Annotated in this window: 14 protein-coding genes; 5 read left to right on the top strand and 9 right to left on the bottom strand. The window is 59.8% G+C overall.

Annotation, left to right across the window (positions count from 1 at the left end):
• The first annotated feature begins 7 nt into the window (after positions 1-7).
• From PM04_RS10150 to PM04_RS10140, 3 genes are read left to right on the top strand one after another with little or no spacing between them, the layout of a single operon-like run.
• Positions 8-1513 carry a tripartite tricarboxylate transporter permease gene (locus tag PM04_RS10150; protein WP_038006319.1) on the top strand — a complete coding sequence of 502 codons (1506 nt, stop codon included), beginning with the start codon at positions 8-10 and terminating at the stop codon, positions 1511-1513.
• Positions 1513-2850 (top strand): acyclic terpene utilization AtuA family protein, encoded by a 1338-nt coding sequence (locus PM04_RS10145; RefSeq protein WP_234702834.1) that lies wholly within the window; start codon positions 1513-1515, stop codon positions 2848-2850. Before PM04_RS10150 ends, PM04_RS10145 begins: the two co-directional genes overlap by 1 nt.
• Positions 2843-3142, top strand: a complete 300-nt coding sequence (locus PM04_RS10140; protein WP_038006647.1) for a DUF4387 family protein — start codon at positions 2843-2845, stop codon at positions 3140-3142. The genes PM04_RS10145 and PM04_RS10140 overlap by 8 nt, the downstream gene beginning before the upstream one ends.
• A 1-nt stretch (position 3143) precedes the next feature.
• Here PM04_RS10140 and PM04_RS10135 read toward each other — a convergent pair whose 3' ends face one another.
• The 4 genes from PM04_RS10135 to PM04_RS10120 all read right to left on the bottom strand — a co-directional run bounded on the left by PM04_RS10135 (position 3144) and on the right by PM04_RS10120 (position 7349).
• Positions 3144-3929: an IclR family transcriptional regulator gene (locus PM04_RS10135; protein WP_038006316.1), complete on the bottom strand. Its 786-nt coding sequence runs from the start codon at positions 3927-3929 to the stop codon at positions 3144-3146.
• Between the two features lie 15 nt (positions 3930-3944).
• Positions 3945-5312, bottom strand: coding sequence for a TRAP transporter large permease (locus PM04_RS10130; protein WP_038006315.1), 1368 nt, complete (start codon positions 5310-5312; stop codon positions 3945-3947).
• A complete protein-coding gene (locus tag PM04_RS10125) occupies positions 5312-5980 on the bottom strand; it encodes a TRAP transporter small permease (protein ID WP_038006314.1) in 669 nt (222 codons plus the stop codon). Before PM04_RS10125 ends, PM04_RS10130 begins: the two co-directional genes overlap by 1 nt.
• 139 nt (positions 5981-6119) lie before the next feature.
• Entirely contained in the window at positions 6120-7349 is a 1230-nt protein-coding gene (locus PM04_RS10120) for a TRAP transporter substrate-binding protein (protein ID WP_038006313.1), read from the bottom strand.
• Between the two features lie 131 nt (positions 7350-7480).
• On the opposite strand from PM04_RS10120, the gene PM04_RS10115 reads away from it, so the two are divergent.
• Positions 7481-9079, top strand: coding sequence for a GMC family oxidoreductase (locus PM04_RS10115; RefSeq protein WP_038006312.1), 1599 nt, complete (start codon positions 7481-7483; stop codon positions 9077-9079).
• 4 nt (positions 9080-9083) lie between these two features.
• Here the strand turns inward: PM04_RS10115 and PM04_RS10110 are convergent, their stop codons facing one another.
• Genes PM04_RS10110 through PM04_RS10095 form a run of 4 tightly spaced genes read right to left on the bottom strand, consistent with a single transcriptional unit; the run spans position 9084 to position 12550 of the window.
• Positions 9084-9545, bottom strand: a complete 462-nt coding sequence (locus PM04_RS10110; RefSeq protein ID WP_038006311.1) for a DUF2059 domain-containing protein — start codon at positions 9543-9545, stop codon at positions 9084-9086.
• A 42-nt stretch (positions 9546-9587) separates the two neighbouring features.
• A complete protein-coding gene (gene lhgO / locus PM04_RS10105) occupies positions 9588-10781 on the bottom strand; it encodes an L-2-hydroxyglutarate oxidase (RefSeq protein ID WP_234702835.1) in 1194 nt (397 codons plus the stop codon).
• Positions 10778-11842: a saccharopine dehydrogenase gene (locus PM04_RS10100; RefSeq protein ID WP_038006309.1), complete on the bottom strand. Its 1065-nt coding sequence runs from the start codon at positions 11840-11842 to the stop codon at positions 10778-10780. Before PM04_RS10100 ends, lhgO begins: the two co-directional genes overlap by 4 nt.
• A gap of 57 nt (positions 11843-11899) precedes the next feature.
• The gene (locus PM04_RS10095) at positions 11900-12550 is read right to left on the bottom strand and encodes a histidine phosphatase family protein (RefSeq protein ID WP_038006308.1); all 651 of its coding nucleotides are present in this window, start codon (positions 12548-12550) and stop codon (positions 11900-11902) included.
• Positions 12551-12725: 175 nt separating this feature from the next.
• Here PM04_RS10095 and fdhF point away from each other — a divergent pair, with 175 nt between their 5' ends.
• Positions 12726-15488, top strand: coding sequence for a formate dehydrogenase subunit alpha (fdhF, locus tag PM04_RS10090; protein WP_038006307.1), 2763 nt, complete (start codon positions 12726-12728; stop codon positions 15486-15488).
• 128 nt (positions 15489-15616) lie between these two features.
• Here the strand turns inward: fdhF and leuC are convergent, their stop codons facing one another.
• A complete protein-coding gene (gene leuC / locus PM04_RS10085) occupies positions 15617-17023 on the bottom strand; it encodes a 3-isopropylmalate dehydratase large subunit (RefSeq protein WP_038006306.1) in 1407 nt (468 codons plus the stop codon).
• Positions 17024-17079 lie beyond the last annotated feature (56 nt).

Here is a 17079-nt window from a genome sequence, read left to right as displayed (position 1 = left end):
CGCACGCATGGACCTTTTAGCAAATCTCTCTCTCGGCTTTGGCATCGCGCTGTCGCCCTACACCTTGATGCTAGCCGTTTTGGGCTGCTTCATCGGCACGATCGTCGGCGCCCTGCCGGGCCTTGGCCCTGCAAACGGCGTGGCTATCATGATCCCAATCACATTTTCGCTGGGCCTTGATGCAGTCGCGGCGTTGGTCCTGCTGACCTCGATTTACTACGGCGCGATGTACGGCGGGCGGATCAGTTCGATCCTGCTGAACATCCCCGGCGATGAGCCCGCGATGATGACCTGTCTGGATGGCCACCCGATGGCTAAGAACGGCCGCCCTGGTGATGCCTTGGTGATCTCGGGCGTGGCGTCATTTGTCGGGGCATTCCTGTCAACCATCGGGTTGATGCTGCTGGCCCCCGCATTGTCGCGGATCGCCTATCAATTCGGTCCGGCAGAATACTTTGCCCTGTACCTGTTGGCGTTCTGCACACTGGGGGGCATTGCCTCGAACAACCAAGCCAAGGCCGCCTTTGCATCCTGCTTGGGGATTATGATTGCGATGATCGGGTTGGACCCGAACTCCGGCATGGCGCGGCTGACGGGGGGCAATTTGCACCTTTATGACGGGATCGATTTCCTTGTGGCCATCGTCGGCTTGTTCGCCGTGTCTGAGGTGTTCTTTTTTATCGAAAAGCACGGCAAACAGGGTGCGCTCAACATCAAGATCGACAAGGTCACTGTCCCGTGGCTAGAGATTTGGTCTACACGCTGGGTCATGCTGCGGTCCTCCGTCTTGGGCTTTATTGCTGGGGTTTTACCCGGTGCGGGGGCCTCGCTTGGCTCGTTCCTGACCTATGTGACCGAAAAATCCATCGCCGGTGAAAAGGGCAAGTTCGGGACCGGTGTGGCCAAGGGCATTGCCGCCCCTGAGGTCGGCAACAACGCGGCCGCCGGTGGCGCGCTGGTGCCCATGCTGACCCTTGGCGTGCCCGGATCTGGCACAACAGCCGTGTTGCTCGCGGTACTTGTCACCCTCAACATCACACCGGGGCCGACGCTGTTTACCGACCGGCCCGACGTGGTTTGGGGGCTGATCGCCTCGCTGCTGATCGCGAACTTTGTGCTACTGGCGATGAACGTGCCAATGGTAAAGGTGTTCGTAAAGCTGCTGGAACTGCCACCTGCCATCCTGATGCCCGGCGTGACGATGGTCAGCTTTGTGGGGATTTACTCGCTCACGGGCAGCTACTTTGATCTGCTTTTGGTCGTCCTGTTTGGCATTCTTGGCTACGTCCTGCGCAAGTTGGATATTCCGACAGTACCGGTCATTCTTGGCATTCTGTTGGGCGGCAAAATGGAGAAACAATTGCGCGACGCAATGGTCCTAAGCGACGGCGATTGGACATATCTGCTGTCGAGCGGGATTTCCATCGGGCTGTTCGTGGCCGCATTCCTTGGCTTCATCGCACCGATGTTCCTGCGCAAGTTCCTCAAAAAACCACAACTGCCGACTGACTGATGACACGCGTTCTGATCCCCTCCGGTGCCCTAGGGCTGAATTACGACCAAGCCGCGTTGGAGCGGGGTATCGCCAATCGCCCCGACATCATCGTCATCGACGGGGGCAGCACCGACAGCGGACCTGCGTATCTAGGCCGCGGTGTATCGAAATACGCGCGCGCCTCCACCAAGGTGGAATGGGCGGGGCTGATGGCGGCGCGCGCCAAGGCGGGTGTGCCGCTAGTGATCGGCACGGCGGGCACCTGCGGGGCCGACACGGCGGTCGATTGGATGCTAGAGCTGACCCAAGAAATCGCGGCTGAGCAAGGCACGCCCGTCAAGATCGCGACCCTGAAATCGGGCCAAGACCCGGAGGCCATCGCCAAGGCAAACCTAAGCCCCCTGCCCGGTGCACCCGACGTCACGGCCGAGGATATCGCCGCGTGCAGCAACATCGTGGCCCTAGCCGGGGCCGAACAGGTCACGCAAGCCCTGAACACAGGTGCGGATATCATCATCTGTGGCCGGGCGACGGACACGGCCATTATTGCAGCCCTGCCGTTGCAAAACGGCGACCACGCGGGCGCGGCATGGCATGGGGCCAAGATCGGCGAATGCGGCGCGCTGTGTGCGACCAACCCACAATCCGGTGTTCTTCAGGTGGATTTTGACGCGACGGGCTTCACCATTACGCCGCTTGCGGACGGGGCCCACGCCACGCCACACACGGTCTATGCCCATATGCTGTACGAAAATTCTGACCCCTTTATCCTGTATGAACCGGGCGGTTATTTGGATGTCCGTGACGCCACCTACACCGCGCTAGACGATCGCCGTGTCCGAGTCGAAGGCTCGGCTTGGGTCCCATCAGAGGACTACACCGTTAAGTTAGAGGGCGCGCGCGTGGCAGGCTATCAGGTCGTGGCCATGGCGCTGTTGCGCGACACCCGCTATGTCGCGAACGCGCAGGTCTGGGCCGATGACATCGCCACCAAAGCCCGCGCCAAAGTTGAGGCCCGCCTCGGCACCACCGATTTTCACATTGAGCTGCGCCTTATCGGCCAGAACGCCAGCTTTGGCCCGCTGGAAACCAAGGCCAGCACCCCGAATGAGATCGGCGTCACCGCCATTGTGACCGCCCCAACCGAGGCCCGCGCCGAAGAGATCGCCAAGATCCTCAACCCCTATCTGCTGCATCACCCGCTGACCCAAGAAGAAGAGCAGCCCACGTTTGCCTTCCTCTTCTCTCCTCCCGAAATGAAACGCGGCGCGACCTATGCGTTCACGCTGCATCACACGATGACGTTGAACGACCCAATGGAGGCGTTCCGCCTAGAGGTGCATGACCATGGCTGAATTACGCGCCCTCGTCCAAAAGGTCCGGTCCAAGAATGCAGGGCCGTTTTGGCTGACGATTGATATATTCTGCGGTAGTGCAGCCGCCTACACGGTGGTGCAGCCCCGGCTGGACACGGCGGCTGTGGCGCGGGTGTTTGGCAAAGATCCCGCAACCTTCAAACGCTTCGATATTCCAGACCTGCATGTGATTAAAATCAGCCTGCCACGCCCCACTATTCAGGGCGCGATAGAAGACCGCGATATGCACGGTGCCTCATGGGCCGCCCTTGTGGGTGAAATGCAGATTTAGCCTAAGCCTCAGACACAACAGACGCGAGTTCTGCGGCCCCGTCGATCAACCGATCGAGGTGGTGCATCAGATCATGCACCGATTGCCGTTGGGTCGGAGCGTGGATCGATAGGGTACATAGCAGCCGCCCCTGATCGCTTTTGATGGGCACGGCGATGGCGCACATGCCTTCCATGTATTCCTCATCATCGACCGAATACCCCTTCGCCCGAATTTGCGCCATGCTCGCCTTGAGCGCGGCTGGATCGGTGACGGTGTTGCCCGTATGCGCCTCAAGCGGTGCATTGCGCAGATAGCGATCCAGATAGTCCGGCCGAAGCGACGACAGATATAGTTTGCCCGATGCGGTGCAGTGGAATGGCACAATCGTGCCCACCGGCATAGCGATCCGAAGGGGCCACGCGCTTTCGATCCGGTCGAGGTAGTACATTCCGTCACGGTCGGCGATGGCGATGTTGCACGTCTCACCCACGGCATCGACGATTGAACGGAGAACGGCGATGCGCACGGTGCGCACCCTCTCCGAGCTGAGCGTATCCACCGCGAGGTGGCGCAGACGACGGCCAGGGCTATAGCTCCGCCCGTCGAGATCCCGTTGCAAAAAGCCTTCCTGTTCGGCGGTATGGAACAGCCTGTGCAGGGTGGGCTTGGGCAGGCCGAGGGTATCATTCACACCAGATGGCGTCACGGGCGTGCCCGCTTTGGCCACCTCCTCCAGCAGCCGAAGCAGCCGGAGGTTAGTGGGAATATGTTCGTCCGCATTCGATTTTGCGGTGTCCTCAGCCATACCTACGCGTCCCAGTTACCTGTTGGGCAGCAGCGACAGAGCCGTTGACGGCACCAGTGCTACGAAAATCCATACCGAGATCAGAGCGATAAGGTACGGGAAGATGTACCGCAAGATGCGGAAGTACTGCACCCCGGTCACTCCGGAGGCGACGTATAGGTTCAAACCATAGGGAGGTGTGATGAAACCAATCGACGCACCGACCAAGAAAATTACCGCAAAGTGGATCGGATCGACCCCCACGCTGGCCGCAATCGGGGCCAAGATCGGGGCAAGGATGATCGTGACCGGCAACGACTCGAGGATCATGCCCGAGATGAACACAATGATCATCGCCGTGAACAGAACCGCGTAGTAGCCGCCCATCGCCGTGAGAAATCCGCCGATGACCTCCTGTGCGCCCAACAGCGACAGGATCTGTTGCATCACCACCGACACCGCGATCAGCGGCGCCAGAATGCCGGTGATCTGGGCCGAGCGGATCACGATGGACGGGATGTCGCCCACATTGAAGCCTTCGACCACAAACATGGAGGCAAAGCTTTTCTGCTCAAGCGCTTGCGTGTTGTCCACGTGCAAGAACTTGGTCGCATAATAGCTGAGGATGCCTGCGATGATGCAGAAGCCCACTGTCACACCCGCCGCCTCGGTGGGTGAGAATTTGCCGGTGTAGATGCCCCAAAGCACCAAACCAATGGCAAAGAACCCAAGCCACGCGCCGAACGCCGTTTTCAGGATGCGGTTCAGTTGGATCGGGATCAGGTAGCCCCAGCCGTTTGCACGGCAGATCAGCCAGCAGGCGAACTGCATGCCAAAGACCATCAGCGCACCGGGCAAGATGCCCGCCACAAACAGGTCCGAGATGGGCAGGTTCATCAAGAAGCCATACACGATGAAGATGATCGAGGGCGGGATGATGATCCCGACCGTGCCGCCTGCCGCAGCAGTCGCGGCCGAGAAACGCTCATCATAGCCACCTTTGACCATTTCGGGGTGCAGCATCGAGCCGATCGTCGCCGTCGTCGCCGAGTTTGACCCAGAGATCGCCGCGAACAGACCACAGGCCCCAATCGCCGCCATCGCCAGACCGCCCCGCAGCCAACCAAGACAGGAATACGCAAAATCAGACAGCCTGCGCGCGATGCCTGATTTGTTGATCAGGTCCCCCGTCAAAATGAACAGCGGCATCGCCAGCAGCGCAAAGCCCTTGTTGAACACGTTCAACAGCTCAGCGCCCATGTTATCAAGCGTCAGGCCCAGCACGAACGAGCAGCCAATGATCCAATACGAGATCACCAACAACACCGGTACGCCGAGCATAAACAGGAACGTCACCGTCAATGAGATCAGCGTGACCCAGGTTCCATCAGTCCATTCAGCCATTACGTATCCCCCCCGATAACAGCTTGTTTGATCAGCGGCTCATTGTTGCGCCACGCGCGGATATCGTCGCTTAGGTTTTGGAAGACACGAGTGACCAAAAGCACAAATGCGATGGGTGCGGCGGTCAGGAACCACCACTGCATCACATTGTCGGTCCCCATCACGATGGCGAAGTTATCAGCCACAAGTGCGGTTTGCCGCGCCGTCGTCACAAAGACGATGACAGCAAAGACGAACCACAAAACCGCATCCAGCCACAGGCAGATGTACTGTGCGGCACGCGGCATGTTCATGCGGAATTCGTTAAAGCTAAGGTGGGTGCGCAGCCGCACATTATAGGACGCACCGAACCACGCCATGATCATGAACAGGAACGGCGGGATCGTGGTGGACCAAGGCTCTTGGTCGTTGAACACAAACCGCTCGATCACGCCCGAAAAGATAATGTAGGCAATCGCCAAGTAGCTGCCCACCATAACCGTGCGTTCCAGCTGACGCTCGATAACGGGCACCGCCCGGTAGAGCATCATCATCCCATATCCCGCGACGGTCACCGTAATGGCGCCCAGCGCATAGGCGGCATCCGCCCGCAGCGCCTGCCTGATCGCCCAGACATCCCCGGAGATCATCGCCGAGATGATGGTCCCCATATCCGACACCATTTCCATGGGTCGTCCCTCCTATTCCAACTCTAAAAAAGGCCCCTTTTCAGGGCCGAACCCGTCCGGTTGTCCGGATCATGGTTTTACCGAAAAAAAAGGCCAACCCCCGATACACGGGGATTGGCCCTTTGGCATATTTAGGCGATTACGCTTTCCACCAACGGCGGGGTTCGACGTTTTCGGCCAGTGTATGGGTGTTGGTGCGGACTTCGTTGTAGATGTCCTGGTATGTATCGATACCACCGGCCCAGCCGTTGATCCGCTCGCGCCACTGCTCCCAGAGCTGTGGTTGGAACTCGGGCGAGCACATTTCCTCGGCCATTTTGATCTCGCTGTCGGGCAGGAACACGTTGCGCACGTTGTTTTGTGCAAAGATCGTGTTTGGCAGCATCGGATCGGACTGACCCACGGTGTTCACGAGGGCGGCTTCGTTGGCCGCTTGGACGTGAACCTGCGTGAGGTAGGACGATTCCATCACCGCATCCTGCAGGTCGCCTGACAGACCGTCGAACGATTCTGCGTTCATGGCTGTGTGCTCGGTACCGCAGAAGAAGTTCAGGTTCACCGACTGAGACACAACAGGACCCATGTTGGCGTATGCCACGGCGGATGCCCATGTCTCAGCACCATCGATCAGACCCTGCTTGAGGCCATCGAGGGTTTCTTCCCACGCGATTGGCACTGGGTTGAGGTTCAGCGCCTGCATCGCGATCCGACCCAGCTGGGTGCCTGTCACGCGGTTTTTTGTGCCAAAGATCTCTTCCAGTTTGGTGATCGTGGGACGATCTTCCCATGCCAGACCCATCTGGATGCCGCGCAGTTCCGCGTGCGAGAACAGGAATTTCAGCCCGTGACGCTTTTCAAACGGCTCACGCAGGATGCGCTGCGATTCTGGCGAGTAGAGGAAGTGGTACTGATCCGCGCGGTTACGGAACATGTACGCGTAATCCAGAACGTTCAGATAAGGCGCACCACCGGCAGAGTTCTGCGTGGAGGCCGCGTAGATGTCGATGATGCCCTGCTGCGCTTTTTCAACGCAAGACAGCTGACCACAGATTTGGTTGTCGCCGATGAATTCAACACGGATCTCCCCATCCGTGCGGGATTCGAGGTCGCGTGCGAACTCAAGACAACCAGCCCGCTCGATGAGCAGGTTGCGCTGGTTAAAACCAGCCGCGCCAAACTTCAGCACGTGCTTGGCTTCTTTCGCAAAGCGCTTTTCATAGGTCGACTCAGCCGCTTTCGCCAGCTCAGCAACCGTCATTGCGCCACCGAAGGTCCCCGCCGCCAGCAGCGTGGAGCTCATACCGTAGCTCCCCGCGACCTTAAACAGATCCCGACGCGTCATGCGCGCGAGTTTATCGCTTACTTTCATGTGGTCCTCCCATTTGACCCATTATTGAGACTTATAGTTTCAAAAAAGGCTAGTATATGATTTTTGGTTTGTATAGAGATTTTTGACAGAAGGTCGCACTTTTAGGCGATTTTGAGGAGGGAAAGTTCTCAATGGAAGCAGATTATGTAGTCGTGGGCGCAGGCTCCGCTGGGTGTGTTGTCGCTAACCGATTGAGTGCAAACCCAAAAAATCGCGTGATTCTGCTAGAGGCCGGTGGACGTGATTTGAACCCGTGGATTCACATTCCCGTTGGGTACTTCAAGACAATCCACAATCCGGCAGTCGATTGGTGCTACAAAACCGAACCCGATCCGGGTCTGAACGGCCGCTCAATCGAGTGGCCTCGGGGCAAAGTGCTGGGCGGATCGTCCTCCTTGAACGGGCTTTTGTACGTGCGCGGCCAAGCGCAAGACTACGATCGCTGGGCCCAGATGGGCAACAAAGGCTGGTCATGGGATGATGTCCTGCCCCTGTTCAAACGCGCCGAAAGCAATGAGCGCGGCGCAGATGAATTTCACGGCAGCGATGGTCCCCTGTCCGTGTCCAACATGCGGATTGAGCGTCCTATCACCGACGCGTGGGTCAAGGCCGCGCAGGCCGCAGGGTATCCGTTCAACCCCGATTACAACGGCGCAAGCCAAGAGGGCGTAGGCTTTTTCCAGCTGACCGCGCGCAATGGGCGGCGGTGTTCGGCGGCGGTGGCCTATCTGAACCCGGCACGCAAGCGGCCCAACCTGCGAATCGTCACCCATGCGCAGGTTGACCGCGTCACGCTAGAAGACGGCCGCTGCACAGGTGTCGAATACACGGATCGCGGCGGTGTTGTGCATCATGTCAAAGCTGCGCGCGAAGTGATCCTCTCTGGCGGCGCGATCAATTCGCCCCAACTGCTGATGCTGTCGGGCATTGGTGAGGCAGCCCAACTGGCCGAGCACGGGATTGAGGTGCAGGCCGACCTGCCCGGCGTTGGCAAAAACATGCAAGACCACCTACAGGCGCGGTTGGTTTACAAATGCAACGAGCCGACGCTGAACGACGAGGTCCGCTCTCTTTGGGGGCAGGCCAAGATCGGGCTGCGCTATGTTGCTAACCGCACGGGACCAATGACGATGGCCGCAAGCCTTGCGACTGGGTTTTTGAAAACGCGCGAAACGGTGGAAACACCTGACATCCAATTCCACGTCCAACCCCTATCGGCCGAAAACCCCGGCAAGGGTGCGGACCCGTTTTCGGCCTTTACGATGTCGGTGTGCCAGCTGCGTCCCGAATCGAAGGGCGAGATTCGGCTCAAGTCGCGCAATCCGCGCGCATATCCCGCAATCATCCCAAATTACCTCAGCACCAAGACCGACTGCGATACCGTGGTTGAGGGTGTCAACATCGCCCGCCGCATCGCGCGCCACGCCCCCCTGACCGAGAAGATATCACAAGAGTTTCGGCCCAATGCCGACCTGCCGATGGATGATTATGACGCGACGCTTGATTGGGCGCGCTCAAACACAGCGTCCATCTATCACCCGACGGGCACCTGCAAAATGGGCACCGACAAGACGGCGGTGGTTGATGCGGCCTTGCGCGTACATGGCATCCACGGGCTGCGCGTGGCGGATTGCTCGATCATGCCGGAAATCGTGTCGGGCAACACAAACGCCCCCGCGATCATGATCGGTGAGAAATGCGCCGACCTGATCCTATCCGAGGTAAACTAAGCGGCTATTCGCGCAAGATCGCCTCAATCTGCGGGCCCAGCTCCATCTGGAGGGCCTGAATATTTGGGGCCATCTGCTGCATCGTAGACTGCATCAAAACAGGCATCTTCGCCATGATCTCTGCGCCATGTTCGGATTGGTAGAAAGCGATCAGCGCCTCTAACTCAGCGGCCGAAAACGTCGCGGCGGATCCGGCGATCATCAACTCCACCATCCGCGGACGAAGGCTCGCCATTGATTTGGCCATCGTCTCACCCAGCCGGGTCGCTTGGTCTTGGCTAACCTGCATACCGGGCGGCAATTGCGCCAAGACACCACCCGCAAGGGCCTCGGGGGCGAAAAGATCGTCCATCATTTTCTGCACAGTGGGCAGCTCAACATACTGCTGCGCGAGGGCCCGGTTGTCTTGCGACGCCGCGGGAAAAGCCATCACGGCAAATGCTACTGCCAAGGGGAAAAGCTTCATAAAATATCCTTTTTCGGTCATCAAATTGGGCCGTTGGGTTCGTCAGCCCGCCAGTGTTTCAACGATATGCGCGCCAATCGGTAACGCGGATGTGGCCGCGGGAGACGGCGCGTTGCACACATGCAGCATCCGCGCCGTCCGCTTGAGCAAGAAGTCATGCACCAACGTGCCGTCGCGCGCGACCGCTTGCGCCCGAATGCCCGCAGGATAGGGTTGTAAATCTTCTAGCTCCAGCCCCGGAGCATACCGCTGGCACAGTTTAAGGTACCGCTTACGGCTGAGCGAATTGCGCATTTCTCCTACGCCGTGGTTTAGGTTTTTGGCCATCACACGCCAGAACCCCGCGTAGCCCGCCATCGCGGCCATATCGCGCAAGGACACATCTGTCTTGGCATAGCCTTCACGCGACAGCCCCAGCACCGCGTTCGGACCGACCGTCACGTAGCCGCCGATCATCCGCGTCAGATGCACGCCCAAAAACGGAACCGACGGATCGGGTACCGGGTAAATCAGGCTGCGAACGATGTCGTCATGGCGTGGCGCGAGCCGAAAATATTCCCCGCGAAACGGCACAATCGCAAAGTCCGCGTCAAGGCCTGCCATGCGTGCCAAACGGTCCGCTTGCAGCCCGCCGCACACGACCAGTTGCCGGGTTTGATACGTGGCCATATCCGTCTCAACCGTGACGCTATCGGCCCGCTCCGCGATGGCGCGCACGGTTTGGCCAAGATGCAAATCGCCACCCTGTGCGGTGATTTCCCGCCCCATCGCGACCGTGATCGCGGGATAGTTTGCGATGCCCGTGACCGACACGAACAAGGCCCCGACCCCACGTACGTTAGGCTCTCGCTCCGACAACTCCTCGGCCCCGAGGCGCGTGATCTGAAGCCCGTTTTGCGTGGCGCGCTCGTGCAGGTCGGCCATGCGAGCCAGCTCACTGTGTTCAGTGGCGACAATCATTTTGCCGCATTGCTCTACCGGGATGTTGTGGGCGCGCGAAAACGCGAGGGTCGCATCCACACCCGCCCGGCAAAACCGCGCCTTCATACTGCCCGGCGCATAATAGACGCCTGCATGAATGACCCCGCTGTTGTGGCCCGTCTGATGTGCGGCCAGATCAGGCTCTTTCTCGATCAGGCCGATGCGCGCATCGGGGTATGTTTGCCCCAGTTGCATCGCGGTGGACGACCCAACTATGCCCCCGCCAATCACAAGATAATCGTACATCTGGCTCATTCCGCGCCCAGCCCCCCAAGTGCCTCGTGGAAGGCTAGTGCCGCCCGACCCCAGATGTCTACATCCAGCGCCTCCAACCCCATCAGGACCGGCAAAAGCTGTGCGGCAAAATCCTCAGAGGATTCGAGCGGCAGCATAGAGGGAAGGTTATCAATAGCCGTGACATCCAACGCCGGGGCATCGTGGACGCGCAGCGCAGGTGTTTCCCACGTGGTCACACGGTCATAGACCTTGATCGGGGAAAACGCGCTGTCCGGGTCGCAGGCAATGTCGCCGATGACCGACAATTCCCGTGCCGCGGCACCTGCGTCACTGGCCACAAAGATCGGCGTACCGGGCCGTGCAAGGATGCAATTCAGAAAGATGTTATGGGCCAAGACCTCTGGGAAGGGTCCGCCATGGGCGGTCTCATCCATATCCCATTTCGTCACGGGCACGCCCATCGCGGTGCACAAATCTGCGGCCCCTGTGCCCACACGCCCCAAGGCGCCAATGATCAGGGCGGTGGGCGGGGCTGCGTTGATGTCCGCCAAATCCGCGCGCAATGCGGCGCGCATATCGTCGGCGGTCGCATAGGCGCCCACGGGCCCACACAGAGCACCGCGCTGCTGCGCGACCCAGCACATCAAGGCCACGGCCGCCCCTGCGTACCCCGCCCAGTAGCCGAACGCCGCCACCCTGCGGCCTTGGGCATCGACCAAATATTCGAGGTCATAGAGCGCGCCGCCACCCGCACGAAAACGCTGCAACAGGACCTGCCCTGCGGGCTGTCCCTTGTAGGCGTGACCGAACATGATGTGGCGATGGATCAGGGGTGTCCCATCCTCGGGCAACTCCTTGAGGCCAAAGATAATCGCATCTTTGGGCGCCCCGGTCCAAGCCCCCTCGGGTGCGATGGCGCACCCGGCGGCGCGGTATGCTTCGGCCTCGATGATCCGGGTTGGGCTTTGCTCAACCGTGACCTGAAAACCGCGCGCGATCAGGGCTGCACAGCCCTCCGGCGTGATGCCCACGCGTTGTTCATGTGCGCGGCTCTCGGCGCGTACCCATAGATGTACCATGTGATCTCCTCCCCCAAGGCGTCCGCCTTTTGCAAAGGCGATCCGTTGCAGCCGTCGTTAGTAATGCGTGCGCGCGGCGCGCCGGTCTGGCGCATCCAAATGCGGCGTCGCCCCGTATTCGGCCACGTAAAACGTATCATGTAGCCGCTCGACCCGGTGCAGCGATGTGTTTGCAGTCTGCACGATCATCTTCATGTGGCCGTGGTGGCTTAGGTCCAGCACATGGCGCAACACCATCGCGATCACCCCCGTGGACGTCACCACCAAGCTCCGCCCACCCAGTTGTGCGGCATCCTCTAACGCGGCCGTCACGCGGGCATCAAAGTTGGCGTAGGTTTCGGGGACGTCGTCCAACCCATCGGCCTTCCAATGCGAAAACACCTCATCCACATGCGTGATAAACCCGCCCGTGTCGCCCGGATGGGGCGCGCCTGTTTTCCGCTCTAGGGCTTCGGACAGGGCGAAATAGCTCAGCTCATTCCAGCGCGCATCGACTTGGGGGTTGTCGAACCCGATGCCCGCAGCCGTTTCACGATGCCGCCGCATGTCGCCACAAATCACGTTGTCAAAATGCCCGTTGGTGGCGGACAAATGCTCTCCCAACCAACGCGCCTGCTGATGACCGAGATCCGACAACCTGTCGTAGCTCAGCTCATCTTTTGCCGCCGAATTCGCCTGACCGTGGCGCACCAACACGATTTCTGCCATCTTTTTCTGCCCTCTTTTGGCTCCCTTAGGGTCATGCCGTTTCTTATCGGAAAAGCCAATGGCCGATAGCTGCCACACAGGGCGTAAACGGACGATGGCGCGTCGCGGATGTCCTTTTGTGGAAGTGAAAAAATGGGCTAGGGTTTCACGGAATGCGACCGGGAGAGCGCTAGACATGACCGACACCATCCGTTTCACGCTTGACGGCGAACAGATCGAGGCACCCGCTGGGCTGACGATTTGGGAGGTCGCGAATGGCCGCGGCCTCGTGATACCGCACCTGTGCCACAAGCCCGCGCCAGGCTACCGCCCCGACGGAAACTGCCGCGCCTGCATGGTCGAGATTGAAGGCGAGCGGACCTTGGCCGCATCCTGCATCCGCGAACCGGCTGAGGGGATGGTGGTGAATACTGCCTCAGCACGTCCGGTGGCGGCACGCAAAATGGTCATGGAAATGCTTGTGGCCGACCAGCCCGAGCGCGATGTGGCCCATGATAAGTCAAGCCACCTGTGGGACATGGCCGAGGCGAATGGCGTCACCACCAGCCGCCTGCCGACCCTAGAGGCCGAGCGTATCCCCCTGCTCGATGACACCCACGTTGCGATGTCCGTCAACTTGGACGCCTGTATCCAATGTGGCTTGTGCGTGCGCGCCTGCCGCGAGGTGCAGGTCAATGACGTGATCGGCATGGCCGGTCGCGGGCACGACAGCTATCCAACGTTCGATTTCGCCGACCCTATGGGCGAAAGCTCCTGCGTGGCGTGCGGTGAATGTGTCCAAGCCTGCCCCACGGGTGCGTTGATGCCCGCCACTGTGGTGGACGCGGAACAGGTCGGCGACAGCAAGGATTATGACGAAGAAGTTAAGAGCGTTTGCCCCTTCTGCGGCGTCGGCTGTCAGGTCTCGCTCAAGGTCAAAGACGGCCGCGTGAAGTTTGTTGAGGGCATCGATGGTCCCGCAAACGAAGGGCGCTTGTGCGTCAAAGGACGGTTTGGGTTTGACTATATCCACCATGATCATCGCCTGACCAAACCACTGATCCGCCGCGATGACGCCCCGGCCAAGGGGCTGAATGTGGACCCCGCCAACTGGAAAACACACTTCCGCGAAGCCACTTGGGAAGAAGCACTCGAGGCCGCAAGTGCGGGCCTCAAGGGACGCGGGCGCGATGTTGCAGGTTTTGGCTCTGCCAAATGCACCAACGAAGAAGCCTATTTGTTCCAGAAGTTTATCCGCCAAGGGTTTGGCCACAACAACGTCGATCACTGCACCCGGCTGTGCCACGCATCATCGGTTGCGGCCTTGTTGGAAAACGTCGGTTCGGGCGCGGTCACGGCGACATTCAATGAAATTGAAAACGCCGATGTGGCCATCGTCATCGGCGCGAACCCGATCGAAAACCACCCCGTTGCAGCGACGTACTTCAAGCAGTTCACCAAGCGCGGCGGCAAGCTGATCGTTATGGACCCACGGGGCCAAGCCCTAAAACGGTTCGCGAGCCACATGCTGCAATTCCGCCCCGGAGCGGACGTGTCGATGCTGAACGCGATCATGCACGTGATCGTGGAAGAAAAACTCTACGATCAACAATACATCGACGCCTACACCGAAAACTGGGAGGCAGAGAAATCGCACCTCGCAGGCTTTGCCCCCGAAGCGATGGAGGCGATCTGCGGGATCGACGCAGAAACCCTACGCGAGGTGGCCCGCACATTCGCAGGCGCCAAAGCCGCGATGATCTTCTGGGGTATGGGCGTCAGTCAGCACATCCACGGCACAGACAACTCTAGGTGCTTGATTTCACTTGCGCTTATGACCGGTCAAGTCGGGCGGCCCGGCTCTGGCCTGCACCCGCTGCGCGGGCAAAACAACGTGCAGGGCGCATCTGATGCGGGCCTTATCCCGATGTTCCTGCCCGACTATCAGACCGTCACCGATGACGGTGTGCGCAGCGCATTTACCGACGTTTGGGGCAGCGGCGATTTTTCGGCTGAAAAGGGCTTGACGGTCACCGAAATTGTGGATGCCATCCACGCCGATCAGATCAAAGCGATGTATATCTTGGGCGAGAACCCCGCCATGTCGGACCCGGATGTGGATCACGCGCGTGCAGCCCTCGCCAAGCTGGATCACCTTGTGGTGCAGGATATTTTCATCACGGAAACAGCGAACTACGCTGATGTGATCCTGCCTGCTTCTGCCTTTGCAGAAAAATCTGGTACTGTCACCAACACCAACCGGCAGGTCCAAATGGGACGGCCCGCCGTCGCACCTCCCGGTGAGGCGCGAGAGGATTGGTGGATCACAACCGAACTTGCGAAACGTTGCGGACTGGACTGGTCTTACACCCATCCAAGCGAGATTTTCGCCGAAATGAAGGGCTTTATGAAGTCCCTCAACAACATCACATGGGATCGGCTTGAGGGCGAAAATGCGGTGACTTACCCCTCCCTTTCGCCCACAGACCCCGGTCAAGCCATTGTTTTCTCAGATGGGTTTCCACGGCCCGAAGGGCGCGCGCGCTTCACACCCGCTGATGTGATCCCACCGGCCGAAGCCCCCGATGCGGATTACCCGATGATCCTGACCACAGGGCGGCAGCTTGAGCATTGGCACACCGGATCAATGACCCGGCGGTCGAGCGTTTTGGACGCGGTTGAGCCGGAGGCGAATGCATCCCTGCACCCCTCAACCCTCAGAAAACTCGGGATAAACCCCGGTGAGATGGTGCAACTGACCACGCGCCGCGGATCGGTCACGATCATGGCGCGGGCGGACCGCGCCGTGGCCCCAGACATGGTGTTCCTGCCCTTTGCATACGTTGAGGCGGCAGCGAACCTGCTGACCAACTCGGCGGTTGATCCATACGGCAAGATCCCCGAGTTCAAGTTCAGCGCCGTGCGAGCCGAAAAACCAGCCGCGATTGCAGCCGAGTAAGTTAACGCGCGCTCTGCCCGTTAACCCATCAAGCAAGGCCAAAATACAAAACGCCGCCCATGTCATCATGGGCGGCGTTTTGCTTTAGTCAATTAAAGAGCGCCCCCTACGAGGCGCCCCATAAGAGCTTACATCAGTTCGCGCACGTCCGTCAGGCGACCCGTAATCGCCGCAGCAGCAGCCATTGCAGGCGACATCAAGTGCGTGCGTCCACCCCGGCCCTGACGACCCTCAAAGTTACGGTTAGAGGTCGCGGCACACCGCTCACCCGGAGCCAGTTGGTCCGGGTTCATCGCCAGACACATCGAACAGCCCGCAAGGCGCCATTCAAAACCGGCCTCTTTGAAGATGTCCGCCAAGCCCTCTTCTTCGGCCTGCGCGCGCACAAGGCCCGACCCCGGCACGACCATCGCGCGAATGCCGTCTTTCTTCTTTTTGCCCTTCAGGATCGCGGCAGCGGCACGCAGATCCTCGATCCGGCCATTGGTGCAAGACCCGATAAAGACCGTATCAATAGCAACTTCAGCCAGAGGCGTGCCCGCAGTCAGCCCCATGTAATCGAGCGAACGTTGCGCTGCATCGACCTTGCCGCCTTTGAAGTCAGATGCGGATGGCACCGCTGCGGTGATCGGCAAAACATCCTCGGGCGAGGTACCCCATGTGACGGTCGGTGCGATGTCTTCGCCCCGGATCGTCAGGACCTTGTCCCATGCCGCATCATCGTCGGAATAGAGCGTTTTCCACCAGTTCATCGCGGCTTCCCACTGGGCGCCTTTCGGGGCGTGGGGGCGGCCTTCGACGTAGGCGTATGTGGTTTCATCTGGTGCGATCAGGCCTGCGCGTGCGCCGCCCTCGATGGCCATGTTACAAATGGTCATACGACCTTCCATGGACAGATCGCGGATCGCCTCACCACAGTATTCAATCACGTAGCCGGTGCCGCCTGCGGTCCCGGTCTCACCGATGATGGTCAGAACGATGTCTTTGGCGGTCACGCCCGGCGCCAGCTTGCCGGTAATCTCAACCTTCATGTTTTTGGATTTTTTCTGGATCAGCGTTTGCGTGGCCAGAACGTGCTCAACCTCGGAGGTGCCGATGCCGTGGGCCAGCGCGCCAAATGCGCCGTGGGTCGCGGTGTGGCTGTCGCCGCACACTACGGTCATGCCGGGCAATGTCCAGCCCTGCTCCGGCCCGACGATGTGCACGATACCCTGACGCACGTCCGACACGGGGTAGTAGTGAATGCCAAAATCCTTGGCGTTCTTGTCGAGCGCAGCCACCTGAATCGCCGAATCCTCGGTCATGTTGGCGGGGTCTTCACGACCAGGGGTCGTCGGCACGTTGTGATCGGGCACCGCGATGGTTTTTTCTGGTGCGCGCACGGTGCGGCCCGTCAGGCGCAGGCCTTCGAACGCCTGCGGCGAGGTCACTTCGTGCACAAGGTGGCGGTCGATATACAGCAAGCTGGTGCCGTCTTCGGCTTCATGCGCGAGATGCGCGTCCCAGATTTTGTCGTAGAGCGTTTTGGGGGACATGATGGGGTCCTCTCCCGTGATGTTGTTGGTGAGCGTCTGTGGTCTGTTCAGGGGTG

Source organism: Thalassobacter sp. 16PALIMAR09, from assembly GCF_000765485.1.
GTDB classification, from domain to species: Bacteria; Pseudomonadota; Alphaproteobacteria; order Rhodobacterales; family Rhodobacteraceae; genus Thalassobacter; species Thalassobacter stenotrophicus.
This window is presented reverse-complemented; position numbering and strand designations above follow the sequence as displayed.

What these genes read in the sequence shown, in the direction of transcription:
- PM04_RS10115 (WP_038006312.1), top strand. Translation starts at nt 7,481, where the DNA reads ATGGAAGCAGATTATGTAGTCGTGGGCGCAGGCTCCGCTGGGTGTGTT.
- PM04_RS10110 (WP_038006311.1), bottom strand. Translation starts at nt 9,545, where the DNA reads ATGAAGCTTTTCCCCTTGGCAGTAGCATTTGCCGTGATGGCTTTTCCC.
- PM04_RS10130 (WP_038006315.1), bottom strand. Translation starts at nt 5,312, where the DNA reads ATGGCTGAATGGACTGATGGAACCTGGGTCACGCTGATCTCATTGACG.
- PM04_RS10120 (WP_038006313.1), bottom strand. Translation starts at nt 7,349, where the DNA reads ATGAAAGTAAGCGATAAACTCGCGCGCATGACGCGTCGGGATCTGTTT.
- PM04_RS10095 (WP_038006308.1), bottom strand. Translation starts at nt 12,550, where the DNA reads ATGGCAGAAATCGTGTTGGTGCGCCACGGTCAGGCGAATTCGGCGGCA.
- fdhF (WP_038006307.1), top strand. Translation starts at nt 12,726, where the DNA reads ATGACCGACACCATCCGTTTCACGCTTGACGGCGAACAGATCGAGGCA.
- PM04_RS10100 (WP_038006309.1), bottom strand. Translation starts at nt 11,842, where the DNA reads ATGGTACATCTATGGGTACGCGCCGAGAGCCGCGCACATGAACAACGC.
- lhgO (WP_234702835.1), bottom strand. Translation starts at nt 10,781, where the DNA reads ATGAGCCAGATGTACGATTATCTTGTGATTGGCGGGGGCATAGTTGGG.
- PM04_RS10125 (WP_038006314.1), bottom strand. Translation starts at nt 5,980, where the DNA reads ATGGAAATGGTGTCGGATATGGGGACCATCATCTCGGCGATGATCTCC.
- leuC (WP_038006306.1), bottom strand. Translation starts at nt 17,023, where the DNA reads ATGTCCCCCAAAACGCTCTACGACAAAATCTGGGACGCGCATCTCGCG.
- PM04_RS10150 (WP_038006319.1), top strand. Translation starts at nt 8, where the DNA reads ATGGACCTTTTAGCAAATCTCTCTCTCGGCTTTGGCATCGCGCTGTCG.
- PM04_RS10135 (WP_038006316.1), bottom strand. Translation starts at nt 3,929, where the DNA reads ATGGCTGAGGACACCGCAAAATCGAATGCGGACGAACATATTCCCACT.
- PM04_RS10145 (WP_234702834.1), top strand. Translation starts at nt 1,513, where the DNA reads ATGACACGCGTTCTGATCCCCTCCGGTGCCCTAGGGCTGAATTACGAC.
- PM04_RS10140 (WP_038006647.1), top strand. Translation starts at nt 2,843, where the DNA reads ATGGCTGAATTACGCGCCCTCGTCCAAAAGGTCCGGTCCAAGAATGCA.